Annotated in this window: 27 protein-coding genes and 3 tRNA genes; 19 read left to right on the forward strand and 11 right to left on the reverse strand. The window is 69.9% G+C overall.

Annotated elements, in window-relative coordinates:
* Positions 1-10: 10 nt before the first annotated feature.
* Positions 11-706: a dTMP kinase gene (locus tag Val02_RS34245; protein ID WP_203903436.1), complete on the reverse strand. Its 696-nt coding sequence runs from the start codon at positions 704-706 to the stop codon at positions 11-13.
* Positions 707-768: 62 nt separating this feature from the next.
* Positions 769-1,527 carry a hypothetical protein gene (locus tag Val02_RS34250; protein WP_203903437.1) on the reverse strand — a complete coding sequence of 253 codons (759 nt, stop codon included), beginning with the start codon at positions 1,525-1,527 and terminating at the stop codon, positions 769-771.
* Between the two features lie 203 nt (positions 1,528-1,730).
* Between Val02_RS34250 and Val02_RS34255 the strand changes: the two genes are divergently transcribed.
* Positions 1,731-1,871 carry a hypothetical protein gene (locus tag Val02_RS34255; RefSeq protein WP_203903438.1) on the forward strand — a complete coding sequence of 47 codons (141 nt, stop codon included), beginning with the start codon at positions 1,731-1,733 and terminating at the stop codon, positions 1,869-1,871.
* Between the two features lie 65 nt (positions 1,872-1,936).
* Here the strand turns inward: Val02_RS34255 and Val02_RS34260 are convergent, their stop codons facing one another.
* Positions 1,937-2,587 carry a hypothetical protein gene (locus Val02_RS34260; protein WP_203903439.1) on the reverse strand — a complete coding sequence of 217 codons (651 nt, stop codon included), beginning with the start codon at positions 2,585-2,587 and terminating at the stop codon, positions 1,937-1,939.
* 140 nt (positions 2,588-2,727) lie between these two features.
* Here Val02_RS34260 and Val02_RS34265 point away from each other — a divergent pair, with 140 nt between their 5' ends.
* On the forward strand, positions 2,728-3,732 hold the full coding sequence (locus Val02_RS34265) for a YihY/virulence factor BrkB family protein (RefSeq protein WP_203903440.1): 1,005 nt from the start codon (positions 2,728-2,730) through the stop codon (positions 3,730-3,732).
* Between the two features lie 129 nt (positions 3,733-3,861).
* A complete protein-coding gene (locus tag Val02_RS34270) occupies positions 3,862-4,224 on the forward strand; it encodes an STAS domain-containing protein (RefSeq protein ID WP_203903441.1) in 363 nt (120 codons plus the stop codon).
* Positions 4,225-4,294: 70 nt separating this feature from the next.
* Here the strand turns inward: Val02_RS34270 and Val02_RS34275 are convergent, their stop codons facing one another.
* Positions 4,295-4,681 carry an SSI family serine proteinase inhibitor gene (locus tag Val02_RS34275; RefSeq protein ID WP_203903442.1) on the reverse strand — a complete coding sequence of 129 codons (387 nt, stop codon included), beginning with the start codon at positions 4,679-4,681 and terminating at the stop codon, positions 4,295-4,297.
* A 146-nt stretch (positions 4,682-4,827) separates the two neighbouring features.
* On the reverse strand, positions 4,828-5,028 hold the full coding sequence (locus Val02_RS34280) for a hypothetical protein (protein WP_203903443.1): 201 nt from the start codon (positions 5,026-5,028) through the stop codon (positions 4,828-4,830).
* 43 nt (positions 5,029-5,071) lie between these two features.
* On the opposite strand from Val02_RS34280, the gene Val02_RS34285 reads away from it, so the two are divergent.
* On the forward strand, positions 5,072-5,746 hold the full coding sequence (locus tag Val02_RS34285) for an HAD family hydrolase (protein ID WP_203903444.1): 675 nt from the start codon (positions 5,072-5,074) through the stop codon (positions 5,744-5,746).
* On the opposite strand, the gene Val02_RS34290 is transcribed toward Val02_RS34285, so the two are convergent.
* From Val02_RS34290 to Val02_RS34300, 3 genes are all read right to left on the reverse strand, one after another.
* Positions 5,739-9,380, reverse strand: coding sequence for a family 78 glycoside hydrolase catalytic domain (locus Val02_RS34290; RefSeq protein ID WP_203903445.1), 3,642 nt, complete (start codon positions 9,378-9,380; stop codon positions 5,739-5,741). The genes Val02_RS34285 and Val02_RS34290 overlap by 8 nt on opposite strands.
* A 172-nt stretch (positions 9,381-9,552) precedes the next feature.
* Positions 9,553-10,812, reverse strand: a complete 1,260-nt coding sequence (locus Val02_RS34295; protein WP_203903446.1) for a cryptochrome/photolyase family protein — start codon at positions 10,810-10,812, stop codon at positions 9,553-9,555.
* 26 nt (positions 10,813-10,838) lie between these two features.
* On the reverse strand, positions 10,839-11,792 hold the full coding sequence (locus Val02_RS34300) for a phytoene/squalene synthase family protein (RefSeq protein WP_203903447.1): 954 nt from the start codon (positions 11,790-11,792) through the stop codon (positions 10,839-10,841).
* Positions 11,793-11,904: 112 nt separating this feature from the next.
* On the opposite strand from Val02_RS34300, the gene crtI reads away from it, so the two are divergent.
* From crtI to Val02_RS34340, 8 genes are all read left to right on the forward strand, one after another.
* Complete coding sequence (gene crtI, locus Val02_RS34305; protein WP_203903448.1) at positions 11,905-13,377, forward strand: phytoene desaturase family protein; 1,473 nt, start codon at positions 11,905-11,907, stop codon at positions 13,375-13,377.
* Entirely contained in the window at positions 13,374-13,934 is a 561-nt protein-coding gene (gene idi, locus Val02_RS34310) for an isopentenyl-diphosphate Delta-isomerase (RefSeq protein WP_203903449.1), read from the forward strand. Before crtI ends, idi begins: the two co-directional genes overlap by 4 nt.
* Positions 13,924-14,865, forward strand: coding sequence for a MerR family transcriptional regulator (locus Val02_RS34315; protein ID WP_203903450.1), 942 nt, complete (start codon positions 13,924-13,926; stop codon positions 14,863-14,865). Before idi ends, Val02_RS34315 begins: the two co-directional genes overlap by 11 nt.
* A gap of 108 nt (positions 14,866-14,973) precedes the next feature.
* On the forward strand, positions 14,974-15,810 hold the full coding sequence (locus tag Val02_RS34320; RefSeq protein WP_239153553.1) for a polysaccharide deacetylase family protein: 837 nt from the start codon (positions 14,974-14,976) through the stop codon (positions 15,808-15,810).
* 130 nt (positions 15,811-15,940) lie between these two features.
* A tRNA-Glu gene (locus tag Val02_RS34325) sits at positions 15,941-16,013 on the forward strand.
* 19 nt (positions 16,014-16,032) lie between these two features.
* A tRNA-Asp gene (locus Val02_RS34330) sits at positions 16,033-16,106 on the forward strand.
* Between the two features lie 13 nt (positions 16,107-16,119).
* Positions 16,120-16,193: transfer RNA gene (locus Val02_RS34335), tRNA-Phe, on the forward strand.
* Positions 16,194-16,304: 111 nt separating this feature from the next.
* A complete protein-coding gene (locus tag Val02_RS34340; protein ID WP_239153554.1) occupies positions 16,305-17,243 on the forward strand; it encodes a tyrosine-type recombinase/integrase in 939 nt (312 codons plus the stop codon).
* 1,007 nt (positions 17,244-18,250) lie between these two features.
* Here Val02_RS34340 and Val02_RS34345 read toward each other — a convergent pair.
* The 3 genes from Val02_RS34345 to Val02_RS34355 all read right to left on the reverse strand — a co-directional run bounded on the left by Val02_RS34345 (position 18,251) and on the right by Val02_RS34355 (position 19,956).
* A complete protein-coding gene (locus Val02_RS34345; RefSeq protein ID WP_203903452.1) occupies positions 18,251-18,709 on the reverse strand; it encodes a hypothetical protein in 459 nt (152 codons plus the stop codon).
* Between the two features lie 170 nt (positions 18,710-18,879).
* Positions 18,880-19,338 carry a hypothetical protein gene (locus Val02_RS34350; RefSeq protein WP_203903453.1) on the reverse strand — a complete coding sequence of 153 codons (459 nt, stop codon included), beginning with the start codon at positions 19,336-19,338 and terminating at the stop codon, positions 18,880-18,882.
* 132 nt (positions 19,339-19,470) lie between these two features.
* The gene (locus Val02_RS34355; RefSeq protein WP_203903454.1) at positions 19,471-19,956 is read right to left on the reverse strand and encodes a helix-turn-helix domain-containing protein; all 486 of its coding nucleotides are present in this window, start codon (positions 19,954-19,956) and stop codon (positions 19,471-19,473) included.
* Between the two features lie 240 nt (positions 19,957-20,196).
* On the opposite strand from Val02_RS34355, the gene Val02_RS34360 reads away from it, so the two are divergent.
* From Val02_RS34360 to Val02_RS34390, 7 genes are all read left to right on the forward strand, one after another.
* Complete coding sequence (locus tag Val02_RS34360) at positions 20,197-20,568, forward strand: hypothetical protein (protein ID WP_203903455.1); 372 nt, start codon at positions 20,197-20,199, stop codon at positions 20,566-20,568.
* Between the two features lie 86 nt (positions 20,569-20,654).
* Positions 20,655-20,882, forward strand: coding sequence for a LexA family protein (locus tag Val02_RS34365; protein WP_203903456.1), 228 nt, complete (start codon positions 20,655-20,657; stop codon positions 20,880-20,882).
* Positions 20,879-21,250 carry a hypothetical protein gene (locus Val02_RS34370; protein WP_203903457.1) on the forward strand — a complete coding sequence of 124 codons (372 nt, stop codon included), beginning with the start codon at positions 20,879-20,881 and terminating at the stop codon, positions 21,248-21,250. The genes Val02_RS34365 and Val02_RS34370 overlap by 4 nt, the downstream gene beginning before the upstream one ends.
* Positions 21,251-21,340: 90 nt before the next feature.
* A complete protein-coding gene (locus Val02_RS34375; protein WP_239153555.1) occupies positions 21,341-22,117 on the forward strand; it encodes a phosphoadenosine phosphosulfate reductase in 777 nt (258 codons plus the stop codon).
* Between the two features lie 167 nt (positions 22,118-22,284).
* Positions 22,285-22,914, forward strand: coding sequence for a bifunctional DNA primase/polymerase (locus Val02_RS34380; RefSeq protein ID WP_203903459.1), 630 nt, complete (start codon positions 22,285-22,287; stop codon positions 22,912-22,914).
* The gene (locus Val02_RS34385) at positions 22,911-23,828 is read left to right on the forward strand and encodes a hypothetical protein (RefSeq protein ID WP_203903460.1); all 918 of its coding nucleotides are present in this window, start codon (positions 22,911-22,913) and stop codon (positions 23,826-23,828) included. The genes Val02_RS34380 and Val02_RS34385 overlap by 4 nt, the downstream gene beginning before the upstream one ends.
* Positions 23,825-24,091, forward strand: coding sequence for a hypothetical protein (locus Val02_RS34390; RefSeq protein ID WP_203903461.1), 267 nt, complete (start codon positions 23,825-23,827; stop codon positions 24,089-24,091). The genes Val02_RS34385 and Val02_RS34390 overlap by 4 nt, the downstream gene beginning before the upstream one ends.
* Positions 24,092-24,110: the final 19 nt, after the last annotated feature.

The raw sequence follows: 24,110 nt of genomic DNA on the forward strand, positions 1-24,110 counted from the left end.
GGGGCTGACCTCACTTTTCGAGAATCGGCGCCTGCGCGGGAGGGTTGAGGACTTCGGCGTCGGCAGCGTCGGGATCGAGGCCGGGCAGCCGGGCGGCGACGGCGGCCCGCAGGGCCCGCTGCACGGTGGCGGGATCCCGGTCGGCGTCCACGATCACGAACCGCTCGGCCTCCGGCAGTGAACGGTACGCCGCGTCGGCGGCGGCCAGGTAGTCGAGATCCTCGTGATCGGTGCCACGCAGCTCGATCCGGGTGTACGCCAGCCCGGGCCGAACGGCCAGGAAGACCGTCAGGTGCGGCTCGGGGAACGCGCGGAACCACCGCCGCGCCCGCCGTTCCCGCCGGGTGCCGGCGCGTCCCGCGGAGTGCGCACGCGCGCTGGCGTACTGGCACCACGAGTACCGGTCCATGACGGCGGTGCGCCGCCGCAGCCGGGAACGCACGAGCGCCCGCAGGATGGCGATCCAGCGCAGCACGGTCTCGACGAAGAGCATGCCGCCGGTACCGAGCAGGTTTTGCGCGTCGCGGTAGCCGAGCCGCTTGGCCAGGAGCCCGAACCAGCGGCGACCGCCGGCGTTCTGCCAGTAGTCCGCGGGGTGGCCGTGCGTGTCCAGCCACTCGGCGAGCAGATGCGCCTGGGTGGTCTTACCCGCGCCGTCGATACCGACGAGGGCGATGATCCATCGTTTCGGATCTTTACCCTTCATCTGAGCTACGGTAACCCGCCCGCACCACTTCGGCGCCCCGTTACCGGGTACTGAAGGGCACCTCAGGCGGCCAACAGCCGCCAGTAGCCCCACGGGTTGTAGAACAGGTCGTCGTCCCGGTACCGGCTGCACTCGCGGTGTCGCAGCGTGCGAGTGGGGCTGTTGGCGTCGAGCCCGAAGGTGTCGCCGTCGTGGATCTCGTTGGTCCCGCGGTCGACCAGCAGGTAACGGCCCAGCCCGTCCATCCACTCCAGGCCGAGGTCGTCGTCGGCGGCGGTGATCTCGACGTCGGGCTCACCGAGCAGGTGCAGCCCACAGCTGTAGTACACGAGCCCGCTGGACAACGGCCGCCGCACGAACGCCGCGAACAGCGCCGGCGCCTGCCCCGCGCGGTCGGTGGCGGTGGCGGCCGCGTCGGCCAGGTAGAGCCAGCGCTCGCGGCCGTGCGCGATGCCGCTGCTCTCGCTCTTGACCGCGTCGGCACCCTCCCGCAGCAGCGCGCCGATGACGGCGAGCATGCGGGCCGACACCCCGAACGCGTCCTCGGCACCGGCCTGCGGCCCGAGGATGTAGGCGACCGCCTTGTGCTCGGCGACGGCGGCCTTGTCCCGGTCGGTGAAGCTCGGCACCACGCGGTCGGCGGAGACCTCGAACGCCTCCGGCATCCGCGGGTCGGGCTCGTCCTGGGTGTAGTCCCGGTCCAGCCGGAACCCGGGTCCACCGACCCGCCCGACGACGTCTGCGAGGCGCTCCACGTCGAGCTTCGCGCCGACCGCGCACACCACGTGCTGTGAGTGCGGTGGATTGACCTCGCTGGCCATGCGCGGACGGTAGCACGCCCACTCCCACCCGTCGGCGGAGCAACCCATCTGTGAGGCACTGTGAAATGGCAGCGTCACGGGGTCGATCAGCTACGCACTGTGCAGGTAGGGTGTGCACCGTGTCGCTTCAGGAGGTACGACAGGTGCCCGTGGAGGCCCCGGACGCACGCATACTTCGTCAGCTCAAGCTGGCTGTGGACAGCATGAGTACCGATCGGGCGACCGCCTACGCCCGGTCTCTCGGCTTCACGCCTCCCACCTGCGAACGCGGCTGGGAGGTGCGGATCCGGGTCGAGCCGGACGGCTCCGAGGGCCCGGTCGTCTGGATCCGTGTCGCCTCTTAGACAGCGGGCCCGACGGGGAGGACACCCCGCCGGGCCGACCGGTCAGAAACTGCCGGCGAGGTCGTTCACGCCGGGACGCTCCACATCGCCGAGAACGCCGCCGCCTCGCCGGCGAGCCACCGCTCGACCTCCGCGGCCTTCTTGTCGTCGAGGCCACCCGGGTCGGGGCGGTGAACAGCGGCCCGACGGATGTCCACCACGACCGGCTCGGCCCCCGGCAGCACCCGCTCCATGTGCCGCGACATCAGGTGCAACGTCGCCAGGACGGCCTCGGCCGCCGGCGGCTCCGGGTCGAAGTACAGCCGGACGGCCTCGGCCCGCCCGTCGTCGTAGCGCAGCGCCAACTGCGGGTTGATCTTCACAGGGAGTGCGCCGACCACCGCCAACGCGTCACGCGACTGGGCGAGTTGCACCGCACCGAGATCACCCAGAGAGTCCACATAGGACAGTGTGCCGGGAAGCAGGGTGCGGTAGAGCGGCTGCCACCGCGGCTTGACGGTCTCGACCACCTTCGTCAGGTGGGTGCCCGGGGTGCGCCACTGGATGTCGGCCTTGAGCGCCTTGATCAGTGAACCATGAGGATTGAAGCCACTTTGGCTCACCCGCTGACGCCGGAGACCACCCACGAAATTCGCCTTCGCGGGGCCGCTGCGCCCCACGTACCGAGCGAACGCGAGGAGGGTTGCGTACGGGGCGGGGGACTCGATCACGGGCATGTTCGCTCCTCTTCGCGACGACGCCTTTAGAACATACATTCTAATCGACGCGCGCCACATCGGCGACACCCTGGGTTATCCGTCCTGGTGAGCGGGTACGGGAGCCGGGCAAGCCTGCCCAGCCGCACGAGGAGCCACAGATGTCCGAGCGCGCCACCGTCCGGGATTCGGACGCCGACCCCCGCCAGCCCGACCTGCCGCCCGAGGATCGGATGCCCGACCGTCCCAGCAGGCTCGGCGGCCGCGGCATCTGGGAGACGCTCAAGCGGACCGTCAAGGAGTTCCAGAACGACAACCTGACGGACTGGGCGGCGGCCCTCACCTACTACGGGGTGCTCTCGATCTTCCCCGGCATGATCGTGCTGACCTCGGCGTTCAGCCTCCTGGGCAACGGGGACACCGCCGAGCGGGCCGTGAACGAGATCGTGCCGCCGGAGTACGGCGACGACGTCAACAAGTTCCTGAACCAGCTGTCGGGCGCGCAGGGGGCCGGCCTCCTCGCGATCGTCGGTATCCTCGGCGCCCTCTGGTCGGCGTCCGGCTACGTGTCGGCGTTCATGCGGGCGTCGAACTCGATCTACGACGTGCCCGAGGGCCGGCCGGTGTGGAAGACGGTGCCGGTGCGCCTGGGCATCACCATCGCCATCGGCCTCATGCTCATCGCGAGCGCCGCGATCGTGGTCTTCACCGGGCCGATCGCCGAGAAGGTCGGCGGCTTCATCGGGCTGGGCTCCGTGGCCGTCACGGCCTGGGACATCCTGAAGTGGCCGGTGCTGGTCCTCATCGTGAGCACGATGTTCGCGCTGCTCTACTGGGCCTCCCCGAACGCGCGCCACGGCGGCTTCCGGTGGATCTCCCCGGGCGGCATCCTGGCGGTCCTGCTGTGGATCGTGGCCTCGACCGGGTTCGCCTTCTACGTGGCCGGCTTCTCCTCGTACAACAAGACGTACGGCACGCTGGGCGGCGTCATCGCGTTCCTCGTGTGGCTGTGGATCTCGAACATCGCGGTACTCTTGGGCGCGGAGTTCGACGCGGAGTTGGAGCGAGGACGGGCCATCCAAGCCGGACACCCCGAGGATGAGGAGCCGTACATCAAGCTGCGTGACACCCGGAAGGTGGAGGAAAGCCAGGACCAGAGCCTGTAACAAGCGGGCAGTTCGGCTTCCACTCACAAGCTCATGCACATAAGCCTCACAGCAAGCCGCCACCCCACAGGCCGGGTCGCATCCGTGCGGCCGGACCCGGGGTGGCGCGCGCACGGAGGGAAAGAGACCGTGGACCTTTCGATCATCACTCGCCGCCTCCCGGGCGGGGTGGTCGAGATCAGCCCGCACGGTGAGATCGATCTGGAAAACGCGGGCGAACTGCGGGGCGCCATCGATGCGGCGTTCGCCGGCGAGGAGCCCCGGCTGATCCGGATCAACCTGCGTTCCGTCACGTTCATCGACTCGGTCGGTATCAGCGCACTCGTGGGCGGTTACCACCTGGCCAACGTGCGGCACGCGCGGTTCGTGGTGACCGAGCCGACCGATTTCGTGTACCGCCAGCTGTACATCTCGGGCCTGTTGGGCCTGTTCGGCGCTCCGCAGCCGCGGGAGGCGCACCAGGACCATGACGAGCCGGAGCCGGTGGGCTGACGCCCGCCGGTCGCAGGAAACGCGACGAGGCCCCGCCGGACACGTCCGGCGGGGCCTCTTGCGTCGTTACTCAGATCTTGAACAGATCCCCGGTGGCGAGCACCATGTTGCAGTTGTTGCTGTAGGTCTGCTTGAAGTTGACCTTGTGACCCTTCCACGTGCCCATCACCGTCGCGGTCACGGGCGAGTAATCCATGGTGCAGGCACCCTCGGTCGGCGCGATCGCGGCCGGGTCGCCCCCGGCGGTCGCGAGCGTCTTGCAGGCGGCGGCGGCCTGCTTGTGGGTGCCACCGGCGGGAGCGCAGGTGAGCGTCGCGACCTGCGGCTTGCCGCCCTCGGGCGTGACCGTCACGACCAGCTTGGAGGTCGGTGCGGCGGCGCTCGCCGGCTGGCTCATCAGGACCGCCCCGGTAGCAGCGGCACCGGCCAGGAACAGCGTGATCATCATGCGACGCATTTCAAGCACCCCCGTGTTGTAACGACGTGACTACGTTACGTTGCGGAGACGCCCCTGCACCACAATGCAACCCGTATCCGGACCAGTCGGATATGCCGGCTATCCGAACGGATGACAGACAGACCGGACGGACGGCGCGGAAGCGCTCAGTCCTCCCCGGCCAGCCCGTGCGGGCTCTCCGGCTCCCGCACCGATTCGGGACCCCCGTGCAACTGATCCGCGAAGTTGGTGGAGTCGTGCTCGTCCGCGAAGTCCGGTTCCGGATCGGGCGCCGAACCGTCGGCCGCCGCCTGGAACGGGGCAGGGCCGCCGTGACGTTCGCCGGGTGCCGGTGTCAGTTTGCTCATGGTCCACCGATTTCCCGCCGCGTGCGCGGGTAAACGACGCGCCATGGCATCCGGAGTTCTCTTCGACGTCGACGGCACCCTCGTGGACACCACCTACCTGCACGCGGTCTCCTGGTGGCAGGCGCTGCAGCAGTTCGACCGGGATGTGGCGATGGCACGGATCCACCGCGCGATCGGTATGGGCGGTGACAAGATCCTGGATGAACTCCTCGGCGCGGACCGCGACCGGAGCGACGACGATGAGCTGCGCACCGCCCACGACACCGTCTACGCGCAGTACTGGACCCGCCTGCGCCCGCACGCCGGCGCGGCAGAACTGCTGCGCGGCTGCGCGAAACGCGGCTGGAAGGTGGCGCTGGCCTCGTCGGCGGCGCCGCACGAGTTCGAGGCGCTGCGGCGGGCGCTCGACGCCGACGACGTCGTGGAGGCCGCCACCACCTCCGGCGACGCCGAGGAGAGCAAGCCGGCGCCGGACATCCTCGACGCGGCACTGGAGCGCATCGGCGTGCCGCCAGAGCGGGTGATCTTCGTCGGCGACGCCGTCTGGGACGTGTACGCGGCGGCGAAGTTGGACATCCCGTGCATCGGCCTCACCTGCGGCGGCCTCTCCGCCGCGGAACTGACGGAGGCCGGCGCGATCGCCACCTACGACGACCCCGCCGACCTCCTGCGTCACCTCGACGACCTGCCGGCTTCCGCGCGGAAACGGCTCAGTTGACGGTGAACGTGTAGCTCCCGGACGGGACCAGATAGGTCGACGGGCCGGCCGCGACCGCCTCCGGCGGGACCGCCACGGTACCCGCGGGCACCCGCACCGTCGCGGTGACGTTCGGCGGCACCACGATCCGCAGCGTGAAGCGGTTGCCCTCCTGGCGCCAGTCGCTGCGGGTCTGCCCGTACGGCGTGACCAGGTCGGTGACCGCCGACGGCACCCCGGCGCCCGGCTTCGGCGCCACGAGCACGCGCCGGTAACCGGGTGCGGCCGGGGCGACGCCGCCGATCGAGCGGTACATCCAGTCGCCGACCGCGCCGAACGCGAAGTGGTTGAACGAGTTCATGATCGGCGTCTGGAGCCCACCGCCGGGCATGATGCTGTCCCACCGCTCCCAGATGGTGGTGGCGCCGTGTGCGTTCATGTACCCCCAGCCCGGGTAGTCCGGCTGGAGCAGGATCCGGTAGGCCACGTCCGCGTGCCCGGTCTCGGTCAGCACGGGCAGCAGGTTCTCCACGCCGAGGAACCCGACCGACAGGTGCCCGCCCCGCTCGTTGACCTTCGCCACGAGCCTGTCCGCGACCGCCTGCCGACGCGCGGCCGGAACGAGTTCGAAGCTCAGCGCCAGCACGTAGGCGGTCATCCGGTTGCCGGCGAGCGTCCCGTCGGCGGCGACGTAGGCGTTAGTGAACGCGGTCGCCACCTGATCCGCCAGCTGCCCGTAGCGCGCGGCATCCGCCGTGCGGCCGGTGGCGGCGGCCATCCGCGACACCAGCCGGGCCGACCAGGAGAAGTACGCCGTGCTGATCAGGTGTTTGTCGGTGTCCCCCTCGACCGAGACCCAGTCGCCGTAGGTGTCCCGCCGGCGGATCAGGTCGGCGTCGGCGGTCGAGCGCAGGTACTCCACCCAGCGGGCCATCGCCGGGTAGCTCTCGTCGATCACCCGCACGTCGCCGTAGCGCTGCCAGAGCGTGTACGGCACGATGACGCCGGCGTCGCCCCAGCCGGCCTGCCCCTCGCCGGCCGTGACGAACGGCGCCACGTCGGTGAACGCGCCATTGTCCCGCTGGGCGTCCTGCATGTCGTCGCTGAACTTGTCGAGCAGCCCGTGCACGTCGAAGGCGAACGTCGAGGTCTGCGCGAAGACGGCGATGTCCCCGGTCCAGCCGAGCCGCTCGTCGCGTTGCGGGCAGTCGGTCGGCACCGTCAGCAGGTTGGAGCGCGCGCCCCAGAGGATGTTGTGCTGCACCTGGTTGACCAGGGCGTTCCCGGTGGAGAAGGAACCCGTCGACGCGCCGTCGGTCCACGCGGCGAGGCCGGTCAGGTTCTCCGCGGTGGGTGTGCCCGGGAAGCCGGTGATCTCCACGTACCGGTACCCGTGCTGGGTGAACCGCGGTTCGAACACCTCGTCGGCGCCGGTGCCGGCGAGCGTGAACGCGTCCGTGGCGCGGGCGGCGCGCAGGTTCTCGGTGTAGATGGTGCCGTCGGCGTTGAGGATCTCGGCGTGCCGCAGCGTCACCCGGGTGCCGGCGGGGCCGCGCACGCGCAGCCTGTTCCAGCCGGCGAAGTTCTGGCCGAGGTCGGCCACGTAGACGCCCGGCCTCGGCTGGGTGATGGCCACCGGCCGCAGTTCCTGCTGGACGCGCACACCCGGGTCGACCTGTGCGACGAGGCGGGGTGCCGGCCCGGAGCGCACCGTGACGGTGCCCCACGACGAGTCGTCGAACCCGGCCGCGTTCCAGCCGGCGATGCCGTACCGGGCGTCGACCTGTTCGCCGCCGTACAGGTCGTTGCTGACGATGTCGCCGGTGGCGGCGCGCCACGTGCCGTCCGTGGCGACCACGGTGCCGGTGCCGTCGGGATGTTCGACCACGAGGCGGGCGGAGTACCACGGGTTGGGGCCGTAGCGCCGGGCTCCCACGACGGCGATGGTGCCGGCGTACCAGCCGTTGCCGATCAGCGCGGCGATCGCGTTGGTGCCCTGCTGGAGCAGGCCGGTGACGTCGTAGGTGCGGTACTGGAGGCGTTCGTTGTAGTCGGTCCAGCCGGGCGCGAAGCGCTCCTCGCTGACCCGGCGCCCGTTGACGAACGTCTCGTGCAGGCCGAGCGCGGTTGCCATGAGGCGGGCCCGCGCGATCGGCTTGCTGAGCGTGAATCCCTTCCGCACGTAGGGCGCCTCGGTCTCCCAGGTCACCTGGTCGCCCCAGGGTCCGCCGCCGTACGTGGTGGCGGCGCGCGCGGCCGGCCACGCGGAGTCGTTGAAGCCCGGCTGTTCCCAGCCGGACGGCCCGCTCTGCGACGCCTTCCAGCCGCCGTCCGAGGTGACGACGGAGGTGCCGTTGTTGACGATCCGCGCGAGCACGCCGGCCGCGCTGGTGCTGGTGTTGGTGGCCGCGATCGCGATCGTGTTGGCGCCCGGGCGCACCCGGTCGGTGATGTCCACTGTGGACGCGTGCTTCCACGAGTCGGCCATCCGCGGGGACTGGCTCACCGGTACACCGTTGACCCAGACGTCAGCCTGGTCGTCGCCGGTGATGACGAGCGTCGTCCGTCCACTGAGGACACTCGGCAGGGTGAGGGACCGCCGGAAGTAGCGGGTGCCGACCGGCGCCGTGCTGTCCGGGTTGCCCTCGGGGTACCACATCCACGTGGCGCCGCTCAGCGTCACCGCGCTCGGCCGACCGATGAAGGCACCCGGCTCGGAGAGCGCCGTGTCGAAGCGCGCCACCGGGCTCCACTCACCCGCCCGGCCCTGCGCGTCCCACACGCGCACCCGCCAGTGGTACGTGCGGTTGCCGGCCAGCGCCGGCCCGCCGTAGGGCACGTCGACGGAGCGGTCGGCGGCGACCCGGCCGCTGTCCCAGACGCCGGTGGCGTTCGTGGTGGTGCCGACCGTGATCTGGTAGGCGCCCTGCACCTGGCCGACCGCGTCGGAGGCGAGCTTCCAGCCGAAGAGCGGCTTGGCCGCGTCGATGCCGACCGGGTCGGTGCGGCGTTCGGTGGTGAGGGCGGTGGCGCGCACGGGTGCCGCGACGGTCGGGTCGGGCGCCAGGACGTCCGCGTACCAGGGCGCGACGCCGTATCCGCCGAGGTCCGCGGCCCCCGCCCAGCCGTTGTCGTCGAGGTCGGGCTCCGCCCAGTTCTCGGGAACGCCCTGCGCCGCCCGCCACGCCGAGTCCGTCACGAGGTCGACGTTGCCGCCGGTGGTGGCGATGCTGACCCGGCCGATCACACCGGCCGGGCCACCGCTGTTGCGCGCGGCGAGCGCGACGGTGTTGTTGCCGCCCGGCTTGAGCGCGGCGGCGAGGTCGACGTAGACGGCCTGTTTCCAGGAGTCCACCACCCGCTTGGAACCGGCGAGGTAGCGGCCGTTGACCCAGACGTCCACGGTGTCGTCGCCGGTGACGACGAGGCTGGCGCCGGTGACCGTGCCGGCCGGCACGGCGAACGTCCGCCGCAGGTACCGCTGGGCGACGGGTGCGCTCGATGCGGGGTTCCCCTCGGGGTACCAGATCCAGTGCGCGCCGACCAGCTCGGCGGCGGGTGCGGCTGCGTGCGACGGGGTGGCGGGGGCCAGGGCGACCAGCGTGAGCACGGCCGTGGCCAGTGCGCGCCGGCGCGGTTTTCGGGAGCTGGGCATGCGGAAATCTCCCCTGTGCGGAGGACGGTGAGCATGGTGCGGCGAACCCTGGATCGATGGGCGGCGGTCGATCTAAAACGTTTCAATCCAGGTGGTGCACGACTCTATGCCCGCCCGCGACGCGGGGGCAAGACTGTGACCGTTCTCAATATGTGCTGGTCTATACCGAGGGTCAGCCGATCGGCTTCGGGTAGTCCGTCAGGTCCCACGGCTCGTGCACGGCCTTGCCCGCAACGCCGCGCAACTCCGGCACGTACCGCCGCACGTAGTCGCCCTTGGGGTCGAACCGGTACGCCTGCCGGAACGGGTTGAAGCGCCGGTACGGCTTGGTGTCGTTGCCCGTCCCGGCGACCCACTGCCAGTTGCCGTAGTTGTTGGCGACGTCGGCGTCGAGCAGCAGCGAGTCGTACCAGGCCGCCCCGGCGCGCCAGTCCAGATTGAGCTGCTTCGTCAGGAACGAGGCCGTGATGAGCCGCGCCCGGTTGTGCATCCAGCCCTCGGCCAGCAGCTGGCGCATGCCCGCGTCCACAATGGGCACTCCGGTGTGTCCCTGCTGCCACGCCTCCAGCGCGTCGTCCTCGTAGTGCCACTCCTCGCGGGCGTTCGCGCGGTAGGCCTTGACCCGCAGGTCGCCGAAGCCGTGCAGCACCTGCGCGTAGAAGTCACGCCAGCAGAGCTGCCGCACGAACGCCTCGCTCGCCTTCGCCCGCGCCGCCAGTTCCAGCGGCGACAGGCATCCGAAGTGCAGATAGGGACTGATCCGCGACGTCGCGTCGCCCGGCATGTCGTCGTGCCGGTCACCGTAGTCCGCCACGCGTTCGAGCCATCGGTGGAACCGCGCACGCCCGGCCGTCTCGCCCCCGACGGCATAACCCTGCGGCCCGTCGCCGATCGCCGGCAACCGTCCACTGTGGAGCTTCTCGGGCGGCAGCCGCAACGCGTGCGGCACCTGCTCGGCGTCGCGCCGGCGAACCTTCTCCCAGGCGCGGAAGTACGGCGTGAAGACGCGGTAGTGGTCGCCCCCGCCGGTCGGCTTGAGCTTGCCGGGCTCGACGACGGTCACACTGTCGCGGAACACCTTCACCGCGCGCCGGCCGGCGCCCTCGACGAGGCGGCGCTCCCGGCGGCGGGCGTAGGCGCTGACGTCACCGGCGAGCGCGATGCCCTCGGCGTCCACAGTGGACGCCACGCGCAGCGCCTCCTCGGCCGGATCCCCCTCGCGCACGATCAGGTCGGAACCCTTGTCCCGCAACGCGTTTCGCAGATCCGCCAGGCACTCGGCGAGGAACCTGTCCCGGTGCGGACTGCTGCGCACCGCCGGATCCCGCACGAACAGCGGCACCACGTGCTCCGCCGCCCGGGCCGCCGCGGCCAGCGCCGGATTGTCGTGCAGCCTCAGGTCACGCGTGAACAGGACGACGGCGGTGCGCATGGACGTTCCCCCACATGGTTGTGCTCTTACAGAAGTGCGGCGAGCGCGGCGGCGAGCGGCGTGCGGCCCGGGTCGGCGGGCCGGCCGGGGACCGTGACGGGTCGCCCCTGCCGGGTGACCAACGACCCGGCCGCCATCGCCAGCCGCTTCGCCTTGGGCACCACGGCGCGGGCCACGAACACGTCGTAGTCCTGACGCTCCACCTCGGACAGGATCGCGCCGTAGACCCGGTACGCCGCACGGATGCACGACTGCGACGAACGCTCCAGGAGGGGGATCCCGGTCGCCGCGAGCGCGTAGTGGGCGCGGGCGCGCTGCACCTCGAACGCGATCAGTTCACGCATGGCGGGGGTGGCCGTGCGTCGTTTCGCCGCCTCGGCGAGGTCCGCCGGCGTGACCCCGAACCGGCGCAGGTCGACCAGGGGCAGGTACACCCGCCCGCGTTCCAGGTCCTCGCCGACGTCGCGGATGAAGTTCGTCAGCTGGAACGCCAATCCCAACTGGCGGGCCGGCTCCCGCGCGGCGGCCGGGTCGGACGCACCGAGGATGGGCAGCATCATCGTGCCGATGACGGCGGCCGAACCCTCCATGTAGCCCAGCAGGTCGTCGTAGGTCTCGTAGGACGGCACGGTCAGGTCCATGGCCATGCTGTCCAGGAACGTCTTGAAGTCCCCGCGGTCGATGTCGAACCGCTCGATCGTGTGCAGCACGGCCGGCAGCAGCGGGTCGTCGACCCCGTCGCCGGCCAGTCCCGCGAGGAACGCCGTCGACCACTCCTCCAGCCGCCGCGCGCGCTCCTCGACCGGGAGCGTGGCGGTGCTGTCGACGATGTCGTCGGCGTGCCGGGTGAAGCCGTACAGGGCGTGCACGTGCGGCCGCTTCCACGCGGGGAGCAGCTTGGTGGCCAGGTAGTAGGTCCGGCCGTGCTCCCGGTGCAGCGCACGGCAGCGTTCGTAGGAGTCCTCGAGTCGCAGCTCCATGGCGCGTGACCCTCCTAATCGACGCATCAATCGACGCAACCAGCAGACTACGTTACGATCGGCTGACCGACCAGCCGAACACTCCGGGATACGGTCGGCGAGGGAGAAGCGGATGCGCACGGTGGACGGGCCGACCGAACGGGTGGTCATCGTCGGAGCGGGCCTCGGCGGGCTCGCCGCGGCCCTGCACCTCGCCGGCGCCGGCCGCCAGGTCACCGTGCTCGAGCGGGAGTCGCAGCCCGGCGGACGGGCCGGACGGCTGCGCCTGGGCGGGTACGAGTTCGACACCGGGCCTACCGTGCTGACCATGCCGGACCTGGTCGCCGAGGCCCTCGCGGCGGTCGGCGAGGAGCTGTCCGACTGGCTGGAGCTGACCAGGCTGGATCCCGCATACCGGGCGCACTACCCCGACGGTTCGACGTTGAACGTCATCACTGAACCGACGCGGATGGCCGCCGAGATCGCCGACCTGTGCGGGCCGCGCGAGGCCGACGGCTACCTCCGGTTCGTCGACTGGACCCGCCGGCTCTGGGCACTGGAGCGCGACGACTTCATCGGGCGCAACCTCGACACCCCGCGCGACCTGCTCACCGGCAACCTGTTGCGGCTGCTCGCGAGCGGCGGGTTCGGCCGGCTCCAGCCCGCCGTCGACCGGTTCTTCAAGGACCCGCGCACCCGGCGGATCTTCTCGTTCCAGGCGATGTACGCCGGGCTCGCGCCGCAGAAGGCGCTCGCCCTCTACGCCGTCATCGCCTACCTCGACTCCGTCGCCGGCGTGTACTTCCCGCGCGGCGGCATCTCGGCCGTGCCGCGGGCCCTCGCCGGCGCCGCGTCCAAGCACGGCGTGACGTTCCGGTACGACACGACGGTCTCCCGGGTGGAGACGTCCATGGGACGCGCCCGGGCCGTGGTCACCGCCGACGGTGATCGCATCCCGGCCGACGTGGTGGTGCTCAACCCCGACGTCCCCGCGGCGCTCTCCCTGTTGAACGAGGAACCGCCGCGCCTGCGCTACTCGCCGTCGTGCGTCGTGCTGCACGTCGGATCCACCCAGGGCTACTCGCGCATCGCGCACCACAACATCCACTTCGGGCGGTCCTGGCGCACGACGTTCGACGAGGTGATCCGGGACGGCATGCTGATGAGCGATCCGTCGCTGCTCGTCACCAACCCCAGCCGCAGCGACCCCTCCGTGGCACCCGACGGGCGGCACACGTACTACGTTCTGGCGCCGGTGCCGAACCTCTCCGGCGGGCGGCTCGACTGGCGCGGCGGCCTGCGCGCCTCGTACCGGGACGAGATCGTCGAGACCCTGGAGGAACGCGGCTACGTGCGTTTCGGCGCCGGTGTCGAGGTCGAGGCGATCACCACCCCGGCCGACTGGGAGGATCAGGGCATGGCGGCCGGGACGCCGTTCGCCGCGGCGCACAGCCTCCTGCAGACCGGGCCCTTCCGCCCCACGAACCTCCACAGAGGACTGTCCAATGTGGTCTTCGTCGGCTCCGGGACGCAACCCGGCGTCGGCGTGCCGATGGTGCTCATCTCCGGGCGGCTCGCCGCCCAGCGCGTGACGGGAGTCCGATGATGGACCGCGAGTCGCTGCTCGTCGAGTTGGTCGACGACGACGGTGTGCCCACCGGCACGGCCACCGTCGACGACGCCCACCGGGCACCCGGGACGCTGCACCGGGCGTTCTCCGTGCTGCTCCTCGACGACGCCGGGCGGGTGCTCCTGCAGCAGCGCTCGGCCGTGAAGACGCGGTTCGCGCTGCGCTGGGGCAACGCCTGTTGCGGCCATCCGGCGCCCGGCTCTTCTCCCGTCGACTCCGCCGCCGTGCGGCTGCGCGAGGAGCTGGGCCTGTCCACAGTGGACTTCAGCGCCGCGGACCTGACCGACGCCGGCGTCTACCTGTACCGGGCCACCGACGCCGCCACCGGCCGGGTCGAGCACGAGTACGACCACGTGCTCGTCGGGCACGTCGACGCCGGTACCCCGCTGCGGCCCGACCCGGCCGAGGTCGCCGCGCTGCACTGGATCGACCTCGACGTGCTCCGGGCCGACCTGGCCGAGCGGCCGGCCGAGTATGTTCCGTGGCTCGCCGGTGTGCTGTCCGTGCAGGCGGGAGCGACACATGGGCGATGACGGCCTCACCGCAGGGGCGGTCGCCCGCCGCCTGGGCGTCGCCGTCACCACCCTGCGCACCTGGCACCAGCGTTACAACCTCGGACCCAGCCGCCACGAGCCGGGTCGGCACCGCCGCTACACCGACGAGGACGTGGCCCGCCTCGAACTCATGCAGCGATTGACGGCTGACGGCGTTCCCCCGGGAGAGGCTGCCCGGTGGGTGCGGGAACGGCCGATGGAGATCACGCGGCCGCTACGCCGGGCGGTCTCCCCCGCGCGGACCCTGCCGGCCGTATCGTCCGCGGCCCGCGACGGCGGCGGGCTCGCCCTGCCGGCCGCCGCGCCTGCCGCCCGCGGACTCGCCCGCGCCGCCCTGCGCCTCGACGCGGACGCGGTGCGGCACATCGCCGGCGAGGCCGTCCGCCGGCTCGGGGTCGTCCTCGCGTGGGACGCGGTGCTGCGCCCCGTCATGGCCGCCATCGGCGAACGGCACGGGCGCACCGGCGACCTCATCGACGTCGAACACCTCGTGTCGGCGTGCTACTCCGACGTCTTCGGCGCGGTGCCCCGCACGCCGCCGCCCGACGGCCGGGTCGCCCGGGTGCTGCTCGCCTGCACCGACGAGGAGCAGCACAGCCTGCCCATCGAGGCCACCGCCGCCGCCCTCGCGCAGGCCGGTGTGCCGTCCCGGATGCTCGGCGCGCGCGTGCCACCCGACGCCCTCCGCACGGCCGTGCGCCGGACCGGGCCGGTCGCGATGCTGCTCTGGTCGCACCATCCGCGCACCGCGGCGATCGGCCAGATCACGGCGTTCACCGGCGAACGCTCCCGCCCCATGCTGATCGTGGCCGGCGGCCCCGGCTGGAACATCGAGGCGCTGCCCCCGGGCGTGGCCACCCCGCGCACCCTCGGTGAGGCCGTCGAACTCCTCGTCGGGGCCACAAAATAGCGGTCTCCCAGGTTTGTGCCAGGGCTCCTTTTGGTTGAACCGCAGGTCACACGCGTCTCGTTAGCGTGAGCCACCTCGTTAGACCGGCTCACCCCTGGAGTACCCGCCATGACCCGCATTCGGATCGCGACCCTCGTCGCCGTTCTCGCCACGGGCCTCTTCCTCATGGGATGCGGCGCCCAGGAGTCAGCCACCTGGCACGACGCCCCGGTCGCGGCAGAGCCCGCCGGCCTCGCGGGCGGAACGGCCGGCGGCGAGCCGATCAGCACACCCCCGTCCGGGTCGCCCTCCCCGTCGACGTCCTCGTCCCCGTCGTCGAACGTCTCCACGCCGCCGGACGGCATCCTGAAGAACACCGGCAGCCAGACCGAGGTGTCGCTGACCTTCGACGACGGGCCGGACCCCTCGTACACCCCCAAGATCCTCGAACTCCTCCGCAACAACGGGGCGAAGGCGACGTTCTGCCTGGTGGGTGTGCAGGTCCAGCAGTTCCCCGACCTGGTGCGCCAGATCGTCGCCGAGGGCCACACGCTGTGCAACCACACCTGGAAGCACGACCTGAAGCTCGGCACCCGCGGCGAACAGGCCATCCGCGCAGACCTGCAGCGCACGAACGACGCCATCCTGGCCGCCGTTCCCGGTGCGCAGATCAAGTACTTCCGCCACCCCGGCGGCATGTGGACCCCCACCGCCATCAAGGTCGCCCAGGCCATGGGCATGACGTGCGCCGGCTGGGAGGTCGACACCGACGACTGGAACGTCGCCAAGTACCCGGCCGGCGAACACATGAAGCAGCACGTGCTCAGCACCCTGCGCAACAGCGTTAAGCCGGGTTCGATCGTGCTGGCCCACGACGCCGGCGGCGACCGCCGCGGCACGATGGCGGCGTACGAGATCGCCCTGCCGGAGCTCAAGTCGAAGTACCAGCTCGTGGGCCTGCCCTAGGGGTTCACCCGGCGCGCCGGGTAACCGGTTTGGAGCTGGGGAGAGGGATCACGTATGCTTTCCAAGCCTCCGGCGGGGCCGGGTGGGGAGTAAGACCGCCATCTGGCTCTTATGCGAGAATAGCGGTGCCGCCCCCATCGTCTAGCGGCCTAGGACGTCGCCCTTTCAAGGCGGTAGCACGGGTTCGAATCCCGTTGGGGGCACGACCGGGTTTCCGGACCAGGTCCTGTGGAGCAGTTGGAGTGCTCGCCGCCCTGTCAAGGCGGAGGTCGCGGGTTCAAGTCCCGTCAGGACCGCAAGGCCCATCATGGGCAGGTAGCTCAGTTGGTACGAGCGTCCGCCTGAAAAGCGGAAGGTCGGCGGTTCGACCCCGCCCCTGCCCACTTGCATAGCTTGACCTGCACGAACTTGTGGCAGGCGGCCCCTCGCGGTCATAGCAGACCGCTTGACGAGAGGCCGCCTTTCTCATGTCTGTCCAGACAAAGGTCAGGTTCGTGCAGCCCCTCCCGGCCAATATCGGCCGGTTGCAGGCCCTGATCAACCCTTACGCTCTGTCACTTCGAGCGTCCGGCAAAGCCGATAAGACCCTCCGCACCTACCGCGATGCTGTGACGAAGTTCGCAGGATGGCTCCTCGACTCGGGAGCCTCCGCGGAGGAGGTCGTCAAGGTCGTCCGCGATGACTGGGCCGATGTCGAGAAGACCGACATCGAGCACTACATGATCTGGTTGATGGAGCGGTACAGCGACGGTTACGCCAACAACCAGTACCGGGCGCTTCAGCAGTTCTTCAAGTGGCACTCCGACGAGGAGGAGCTACCGAACCCGATGGCAAAGCTCTCCCCGCCCAAGCCGGGCGAACGGGTCGTGCCGGTCCTGGAGGTCGACCAGCTCGGGATGCTGATCAAGGACTGCGACGGCAAGAGCTTCGACGCCCGCCGGGACGTGGCAATCATCCGGTTCTTCGCAAGCACCGGCGCCCGGCTGGCCGAGGTGGCGAACCTCGACATCAACGACGTCGACCTCACCACCCGCACCGCCCGCGTGATCGGCAAGGGCGATCGCGAGCGGATCGTGAAGTTCGACCACAAGTGCGCGCAGGCAATCGACCGCTACCTCCGGGTCCGGGCGCGTCACAAGCTCGCCGACAGCCCGAAGCTATGGCTCGGGGTCCGCAACCGCGAGCCCATGACCCCCGACGGGGTGTACCAAATGATCGCGCGGCGCGGGGGCCGGCTCGGGATCCCGGTCCACCCGCACATGTTCCGGCACACGTTCTCGCACCGGTGGCTGGACGCGGGCGGGGCCGAGGGCGACCTGATGGAAATCAACGGGTGGACGTCACCGCAGATGATCCGCCACTACGGCCGAAGCGCTCGCGGTGCCCGTGCGCGCCGTGCGTACGACAGGGTCGACGTGATGGGCGGGGTGTAAACGCCGTGGCGACATGACCGGTGTGCGAGTACGTTTGCCGCTCACCGGTCAATCGCCCAGAAGGGAGCCGCAGTTGCATCGTCCTCACCACTGACAGGGAGGTTTTGACGATGCCTGCTGCCAACCCAAGCGATCGCGCACTCGTCGCGCGCCAGGCTGCGCACACCCGATGGGCTCGCTGCGACGACCCGAAAGCCGCTACCGCGCCCGCCCGGAAGGGCTTCCTCGCCCGGTTTGAGCGGGAGGTCGACCCCGATCAGACGCTGGACCCGGCTGAACGCGCCCGGCGAGCGGAGCACGCGATGCGGGCATACATGACGCGGATGGCGATGCGGTCCTCGCAGTCCCGGCGAGGTTCTGGGTCGCGATAATTTCGTCGTCTTTCGAAACCGCCATGGGCTCTCCTGGCCGTGGATAGAACAGAACTCGGCCAAGTATTCTGCACGGAATGCGGACGGAGCCTAACGGCAGTAGTTTCCCGTTGCAAGAACGTTGTTCGAAACACGCGGCATCGGGGAACGGCGGTGCTTCCCAGCGTAGGAGGGTTGCCGTTGACGCTCCGCCTTAACGTTAGACCGCGGGCCGGACTCACTCATCACCTCTCGGTGATCCGAATCCTCGATCCTTACCATGGCATTAGCCGGCTCTCCAACTACCAAGCCAGAAAGTGATGCGGCAAGCGTCTTGACCGCTATGAAAATGGCGGTCAAGATTGCCGCAACCGCAGCGAGATTACTTTGCACCCGGCGATTGGATAAGGCGACAAACCCCTCCACCACTTTGATGCGAAGGTCCGATAACCACACAGGAGGGAGAGGGCCTCGCACACCGCCAAGTCGCCTAGCTTTCAAGATGGCCGAATTCCATCGGGAGGCTGTGCGACGCCTCGACTCCCGGAACCGCCTCGACGCGCTTTTCGTTGCACTTTTACCCTTACTAGGCTTCGCCGATGTCATAATCCGCTCCGGCTCTCCTCTAGGCAGATAGGGGTTCGGGACCAGACTGCCCTAACCGTCAGCCATCCAGGCGATGCCTCCGTGGGCGCTATCCCGCCTCTTAATACTCAATATTTCCGCTCGAACTGCCCGACGGACCACATCCTCCAAGTCAGATGGGAGTGCGAAGTCCGGCTGGCAAGCCAGATCACGAAGGTGCTCATACGCATTCTTTACGACTTGCCGAGTCGAGCACTCCGCATAACGTTCAGCGTCCTCGTCGCCAACATTCAGACCCGTGTACCAGTCAAGAAGTTGACGTTTCGCTTCTGCGCGTTCGCGCTCACGATGCGACGAAAGCGCTTCGTAGTACCAGGGCGCCGGCTGAGTCGAGTCGACGACATCGCGCTGGGCATCCTTCTTGAACCAGCTAAAGATCAACAAAAGTGGAGCTTGCAGTGCTGGGATGCTCAAGATCGCAGCTACGAGAGCACTGACGGCGACTAACAGACTCCATTGGTCAAATTGCATGCCCCCTCCGCCCTGCCGCGCACGTGCACCCGAAATACTACATCTCGCGCTTTTCATATCCTTTGAACAGCCATGTCCTCTTTGTGATGAATCAGGACTGTGGCCGTGCGCACACCACGGCCCCGGAACCGTTTGATTCCGGGGCCGCTACTGGAGGTGAGCGCTCTCTGTTACGCGGTGGTGGGTTGCACGGCGGCGAGCGCGTACATGGTGCCGCCGGGGAACCGCTGGCGCTTCACGGCCGCCATGGCTGCGGTGAGATGGGCGTGGTCGCGGCCGTCGAGGTTGTCCATTCGGCGGCGAATGGTGGTGGTGGACACGCCGAGGTCGATTGCGGTGGCGTTGATGCCACCGTCGTTGATCGCGAGGCCGACGGCGAGAAGGTCGAGGGGTAGGAGTCGTTCAGCGGCGAGGCGGGCGGCGGTGGCGTCGTCTCGGGTCTCTTCGCGGGCGAGAACGTGGGCGACTGCCTCGGTGAACTGTTCGGTGGTGAGGCCGGTGCGGACGAGTAAAACGCCTTCGTCCTTGTGGAGTGTGGCTTTACAGCTTCCCTCCTTGACCCATGCAATCGGGATGTTCCGTCGTGCTAGTTCCTTGATCGGGTCGAACCGATCGGCCTTCGGCGTCAAGCCCGCTACCCTTCCCGCCCACGAGGATGGCTGACTGTCGAACATACGTTCGGCGAAGCAGCCATTTTAGACGGAGATCGATTGGGCGCCTTCACTCTTTCGGCTGAACTTGATCACACACTGTCGACAGGGTCAGGTATTGGACTCTGCGCGGCGGCGCGGCGTGCCTCGTCCACTGGTAGCGCGTTCGACTCTGCGGCGGGCGGCTCGTGCGATGTCGTCCATCTCGGCGGGGATGCCGGCCTCGTCGTCGGTTGGCTCGGGGAGCGCTTGTTGACCTCGCCAGGCAGCTAATAGGGCTTGAGCGGTGTCGAGTATCAGGCGCTGAGCGTAGGGCGGCAGTTCGTCGACGTCGTCGGGTAGGGCTCGACCGAGCGCGGAGCCTTCGATGACGCGGTCCATGTCGACGCCGATCCCTTGCGCCGCAGCGAGCACGATCAGGCCGGGCGGCACGTCGCACGCCCTGGCAAGGGCGTTGATCGTCTCAACGGTAGGGACGTCGGCATTCTTGCCAGCGCCGTACTTGTGCGCGGTCGCGGGCGATATGCCTGCGCGCTTGGCGAACTTGTCCCAGGAGTCCCCGCGTTTGGCGGCAAGAAGCTCGACCAGCGTCATCATGTGGAGCGGCCTCCCGGGGCGTTCACGGTCGCGGACGTGCGTCCGCGCGGAGCGATAGCGACAGAAAGTGTCGGTTACCGCTCGGCGCTCAGCATAAACGGATCCGCCACGTCGGGGCGTTCATGAAACGTTGACGTTCATTCACTTTAGGCGTACGTTCGTCGCGATCAACCGACCCGTCCACCTTGGACACTCACCTGCCGGACGGGTCGGGAACTCAAGACCACCAGGAGGTGACGTGTGACCTCATCCGCCCGCCGCCGGCTGATCGCGGAGGCCCTTTCGCTGGGCTTCCGACTGGTCGGCACCGACGGCCGGACCCACATCCGCATGGAACACGCGGTGACCGGTCGGTGCGTGTCGCTGCCGAACTCGGTGCCAGATCACCGACCGCTGATCGCGCGGTATCGGGCCGCCCTGCGGCGAGCCGCCGGCCTGTCGAACCAGGGCCGCGCGGCCGTCGACGGGCAGCGCCGCACCCGCATCCATCGGTCCACTCCCCCGGCGCCGATGACGGCTCTCACCGACCGCCAGCAGGCCGAGATTCAGGCACGCAGGGTGTACGTGCGACGACTTCGAGAGTTGCGTGAGATCGCGTCGTTGATGCGGTAGCTCGCGGCGGCCGACCAGCGTGGTCGGCCTTTTCTTTTGCCTCGTGCATTCGCTTTTCAGAGACGTTCATATGTGATTGGAGAACGATGGGTGTGTTGACCCGCCGGCAGGCGGACGTGTTGCGGATGGTCGGCCGGTACGTGCAGGCGTACGGATACCCGCCGAGCTACCGCGAGATCGGCGAGGCTGTCGGGCTGCACTCGACCGGCGCGGTCGCCCACCAGGTGCGCCGGCTGGTCGAGTCCGGTCACCTCCGGCAGCGGCGCGGAATCCCCCGCGGACTGTCCCTGACCATCGATGGCGGTCCGCAGTGACGACGACGTACTTCGCCACGATCGTCATCGACAACACGATGCCGCTCGGCGACCTCATCGGCCGTTTGCTGGTGATCCGCCCGACGGCCCACCTCGACCGGGTCGCCGTACCCGGCGGGTTCGCGGAGGGCATCCGGGTCGACGTCATCGACGTCGACGGCACCGACCCGGCCACTGGCGATCAGGGAGCCCTGCGCCGCGACGTCGTGTGGTGCAACCCCCGACTTGTCGAAGCGCTGAAGCCGCACATCGGCGACCTGATCCTCGCCCGGCTCACCACCGGCGCCGCCAAACCGGGCCAGCACCCGCCGTGCCTCCTCGCCGACGCCACGAGCGACCCGGTCGCCGTGCGGCCCCACTTCCTGTGACGCCGCTGCTGCGCGCTTTCTGAACGGAGGACCATGCCCACCTGTGCCACACCGGCGAGGGCGCCGCGCGTTGTCGCGTACGGCGGCGGTGTGCAATCGACCGGTCTGCTCGTGCTGGCCGCGACGGGCCGGCTCGACATCTCGACGTTCCTGTTCGCCAACGTCGGCGACGACTCCGAGCACCCGGCGACGTTGCGCTACGTCCGCGAGGTCGCCGTCCCGTACGCGGCGGCGCACGGCATCGCGCTGCACGAGCTGCACCGCCAGCGTCGCGACGGCAGCGTCGAAACGCTGTTCGGCCGGCTCACCCGAGACGGGTCGCGGTCACTGCCGATCCCGGTCCGGATGTCCTCGGGCGCACCGGGGACGCGTTCGTGCACGGCAGATTTCAAGATCAAGGTAGTGGGGCGGTGGCTGCGCGCGCACGGTGCCAGCGCGCGCACTCCCGCGATGGTCGCCGTCGGCATTTCGCTCGACGAGATCCACCGGGCGAACTCGCGCAAGGTCGAGCCGTACGAGCGGCTGGTGTATCCGCTGCTCGACCTGCGGATGCGGCGCACCGACTGTGCAGCGACGATCCGCGCGGCCGGGTTGCCGGTGCCGCCGAAGTCCTCGTGCTTCTTCTGCCCGCTGCACCGGGCCGGGGCGTGGACCGCGATGCGCCACGACGAACCGGACCTGTTCGACCGGTGCGTCTCGTTGGAGCGCACGCTGAACGAGCGCCGGACCATGCTGGGCAAGGATCCGGTGTTCCTCTCCCGCTACGGGGCACCGCTGGACGCGGTGGTGCCCGTCGGGGTCGTTCCCCTGCCCTTCGTCGAGGACGAGGACGGCTCCGGGTGCGACAACGGGTGGTGCGCCGCGTGAGCGCACTCGCCCATCACGGCCCCGCCCCCACACCCCGAGCGCCCACGGCCCGTGATCTCGGCCCGTGCGCCCGCTGTCGGGCGCCGTGCCTGCGCTACGGACCCACCGGCAACCCCGTGTGCGCCGCGTGCGGCGGTCCGTCCCGCGCACTCCCGGCACGACCGAAGATGCGGCCCCACCCGATCGTGCCGCCGATCGCGGTGCCGAGTCTCGTCGGTGCGGCACTCGCGTACGCGGTGCACGGGTGGCCGGTGTTCCTATTGCTGCCGCCAGACAGGACACCGCCCACGGTTGGCCGGTCCATCCAGCACGGCGGAGCCACCCGCGACCCGGCGCGGATCCGCGCGATGGTCGACCGGTACCCCGCCGGGCTGCTGGCGATCCAGACCGGGGCCGCGTCCGGTCTCGCGGCGATCGAGGTCGACCCGGACGGCGGCGGCCGACGTTCTCTCGCGGCGCTCGACGCGGACGGGTTGCTGCCCGGCACGCTCATGGCCGACACCGGCTCCGGGAAGCTCCACCTGATCTACGCCCACCCGGGCGTGCCGATCCGTTCCGGCACAAGGCTTCTCGGCCCCGGGATCGGCGTGCAGGCCGACGGCGGGTACATCGTGGTGTCCCCGTCGCGGCACCCGCGCACCGGCGGCCTGTACCGGTGGCACGGCGGTAGCCCGTTCACGCACCCACCCGCAGCCCTGCACCCCCGGCTCGCGGCACGGCTGGCGAAGACCCCACCGCACCGGCGACATCTCACGCTCGCCCCCGATCCGGCCGTTTCCGAAAGGCATACGAGGTGAGAGAGCTACGCCAGGTCGGGCGGTTCGAGTGGGAACAGATCATCCTGCGCGCCCGGCTGACCGGCGTCATTGCCGGCAACGGCAAAGGCACCCGCGGCGGTGTCTCGGCCGCTGCGTTCAAGGCCGTCGCGCTGGCCTGGGCGTCGCACGCGAACGCGGACGGCAGCGAGGTCTTCCCCGGTGACGCGACCCTCGCGGTGGAGGCCGAGGTCGGTCTCCAGGTCGCGCAGGCGGTCAAGAAGAAGCTCGTCGAGCTGGGCCTGACCGAGCGGGTGCGGGCCGGCTTCCGGCGCCAGCGCTACGGCGACGAGTACCGGCTGACGCTGCCGTCCGATCTCCTTGACGTCCTCGACGTGCTGACCCCGGCCGCGGTGAAGGCCGCCGCCGCAGCCGCCTACGCGAAACGCCGCGGACGTCGTGGGGGATCCGACGGATACCCCACACAGCCTCTCCCCCTCGATGGTGTGGGGGATCTGGTGGACACCCCACACGCCGAGCCGGACGAGATCCGTGGGGGATCCGATGGCACGCACAACGGGGCTTGTGGGGGATCCGATGGCACGCATGTGGGGGATCCGACGGCACGCGATACCAACCCCAGACCAACCCCGTCAGGACCAACCCCACCGATAGCTGATCTTCGTACGGCCGTCACCGCTTCACGCGCGAGCCCACCCGCACAAGATCGAAATTCTGCGCCGAAGAAGAAGTGCGAGCACGGCTTCCCGATCGCGTTCCGGCCCGACGGCGCCTCCACCTGTGCGCTGTGCCGCCGCGCCGCCAAACCGCCCGAACCGCAGCCCCAGCCCGCGCTACGCCTCATCCACGGAGGAGCCATGACCTCGCCGACCGTCCAGCCAAACGACCTCGATGAGAAGCACACCACCGTCGCTGATGCCGCGGGAACGGCATGAGCACGGCCGTGGGACTGGTCCGCTCGGTCGCGGGGCCGCTCGGCGTCCGGTCCTGCCCGCGCTGCGCCGTGGCCGTCTGGACAGCCGTCACCGCCGGGGTCCCGGTTCACATCGACCCGGCGTGCGTCAACGCCGACGGCCTCGACGCCGCCGGCCTTTCGGGGCGATGGGCGTTCAGCCTCGACCGCCAGCCGGACGGAGTCCGTGTGGCGCACCGCTGCCGCGAACCGGTCCCCGACGCGCACCGCGCACCGCCCGCCTGAGATCACCGAACCACGCCGG

Origin of the sequence: Virgisporangium aliadipatigenens, from assembly GCF_016863615.1 — a bacterium.
Classification (GTDB): Bacteria; Actinomycetota; Actinomycetes; order Mycobacteriales; family Micromonosporaceae; genus Virgisporangium; species Virgisporangium aliadipatigenens.

What these genes read in the sequence shown, in the direction of transcription:
- idi (WP_203903449.1), top strand. Translation starts at nt 13,374, where the DNA reads ATGATGGACCGCGAGTCGCTGCTCGTCGAGTTGGTCGACGACGACGGT.
- crtI (WP_203903448.1), top strand. Translation starts at nt 11,905, where the DNA reads ATGCGCACGGTGGACGGGCCGACCGAACGGGTGGTCATCGTCGGAGCG.
- Val02_RS34290 (WP_203903445.1), bottom strand. Translation starts at nt 9,380, where the DNA reads ATGCCCAGCTCCCGAAAACCGCGCCGGCGCGCACTGGCCACGGCCGTG.
- Val02_RS34380 (WP_203903459.1), top strand. Translation starts at nt 22,285, where the DNA reads ATGCGGCCCCACCCGATCGTGCCGCCGATCGCGGTGCCGAGTCTCGTC.
- Val02_RS34245 (WP_203903436.1), bottom strand. Translation starts at nt 706, where the DNA reads ATGAAGGGTAAAGATCCGAAACGATGGATCATCGCCCTCGTCGGTATC.
- Val02_RS34265 (WP_203903440.1), top strand. Translation starts at nt 2,728, where the DNA reads ATGTCCGAGCGCGCCACCGTCCGGGATTCGGACGCCGACCCCCGCCAG.
- Val02_RS34260 (WP_203903439.1), bottom strand. Translation starts at nt 2,587, where the DNA reads ATGCCCGTGATCGAGTCCCCCGCCCCGTACGCAACCCTCCTCGCGTTC.
- Val02_RS34250 (WP_203903437.1), bottom strand. Translation starts at nt 1,527, where the DNA reads ATGGCCAGCGAGGTCAATCCACCGCACTCACAGCACGTGGTGTGCGCG.
- Val02_RS34285 (WP_203903444.1), top strand. Translation starts at nt 5,072, where the DNA reads ATGGCATCCGGAGTTCTCTTCGACGTCGACGGCACCCTCGTGGACACC.
- Val02_RS34355 (WP_203903454.1), bottom strand. Translation starts at nt 19,956, where the DNA reads ATGATGACGCTGGTCGAGCTTCTTGCCGCCAAACGCGGGGACTCCTGG.
- Val02_RS34275 (WP_203903442.1), bottom strand. Translation starts at nt 4,681, where the DNA reads ATGCGTCGCATGATGATCACGCTGTTCCTGGCCGGTGCCGCTGCTACC.
- Val02_RS34365 (WP_203903456.1), top strand. Translation starts at nt 20,655, where the DNA reads ATGGGTGTGTTGACCCGCCGGCAGGCGGACGTGTTGCGGATGGTCGGC.
- Val02_RS34295 (WP_203903446.1), bottom strand. Translation starts at nt 10,812, where the DNA reads ATGCGCACCGCCGTCGTCCTGTTCACGCGTGACCTGAGGCTGCACGAC.
- Val02_RS34255 (WP_203903438.1), top strand. Translation starts at nt 1,731, where the DNA reads ATGAGTACCGATCGGGCGACCGCCTACGCCCGGTCTCTCGGCTTCACG.
- Val02_RS34280 (WP_203903443.1), bottom strand. Translation starts at nt 5,028, where the DNA reads ATGAGCAAACTGACACCGGCACCCGGCGAACGTCACGGCGGCCCTGCC.
- Val02_RS34390 (WP_203903461.1), top strand. Translation starts at nt 23,825, where the DNA reads ATGAGCACGGCCGTGGGACTGGTCCGCTCGGTCGCGGGGCCGCTCGGC.
- Val02_RS34320 (WP_239153553.1), top strand. Translation starts at nt 14,974, where the DNA reads ATGACCCGCATTCGGATCGCGACCCTCGTCGCCGTTCTCGCCACGGGC.
- Val02_RS34300 (WP_203903447.1), bottom strand. Translation starts at nt 11,792, where the DNA reads ATGGAGCTGCGACTCGAGGACTCCTACGAACGCTGCCGTGCGCTGCAC.
- Val02_RS34345 (WP_203903452.1), bottom strand. Translation starts at nt 18,709, where the DNA reads ATGCAATTTGACCAATGGAGTCTGTTAGTCGCCGTCAGTGCTCTCGTA.
- Val02_RS34315 (WP_203903450.1), top strand. Translation starts at nt 13,924, where the DNA reads ATGGGCGATGACGGCCTCACCGCAGGGGCGGTCGCCCGCCGCCTGGGC.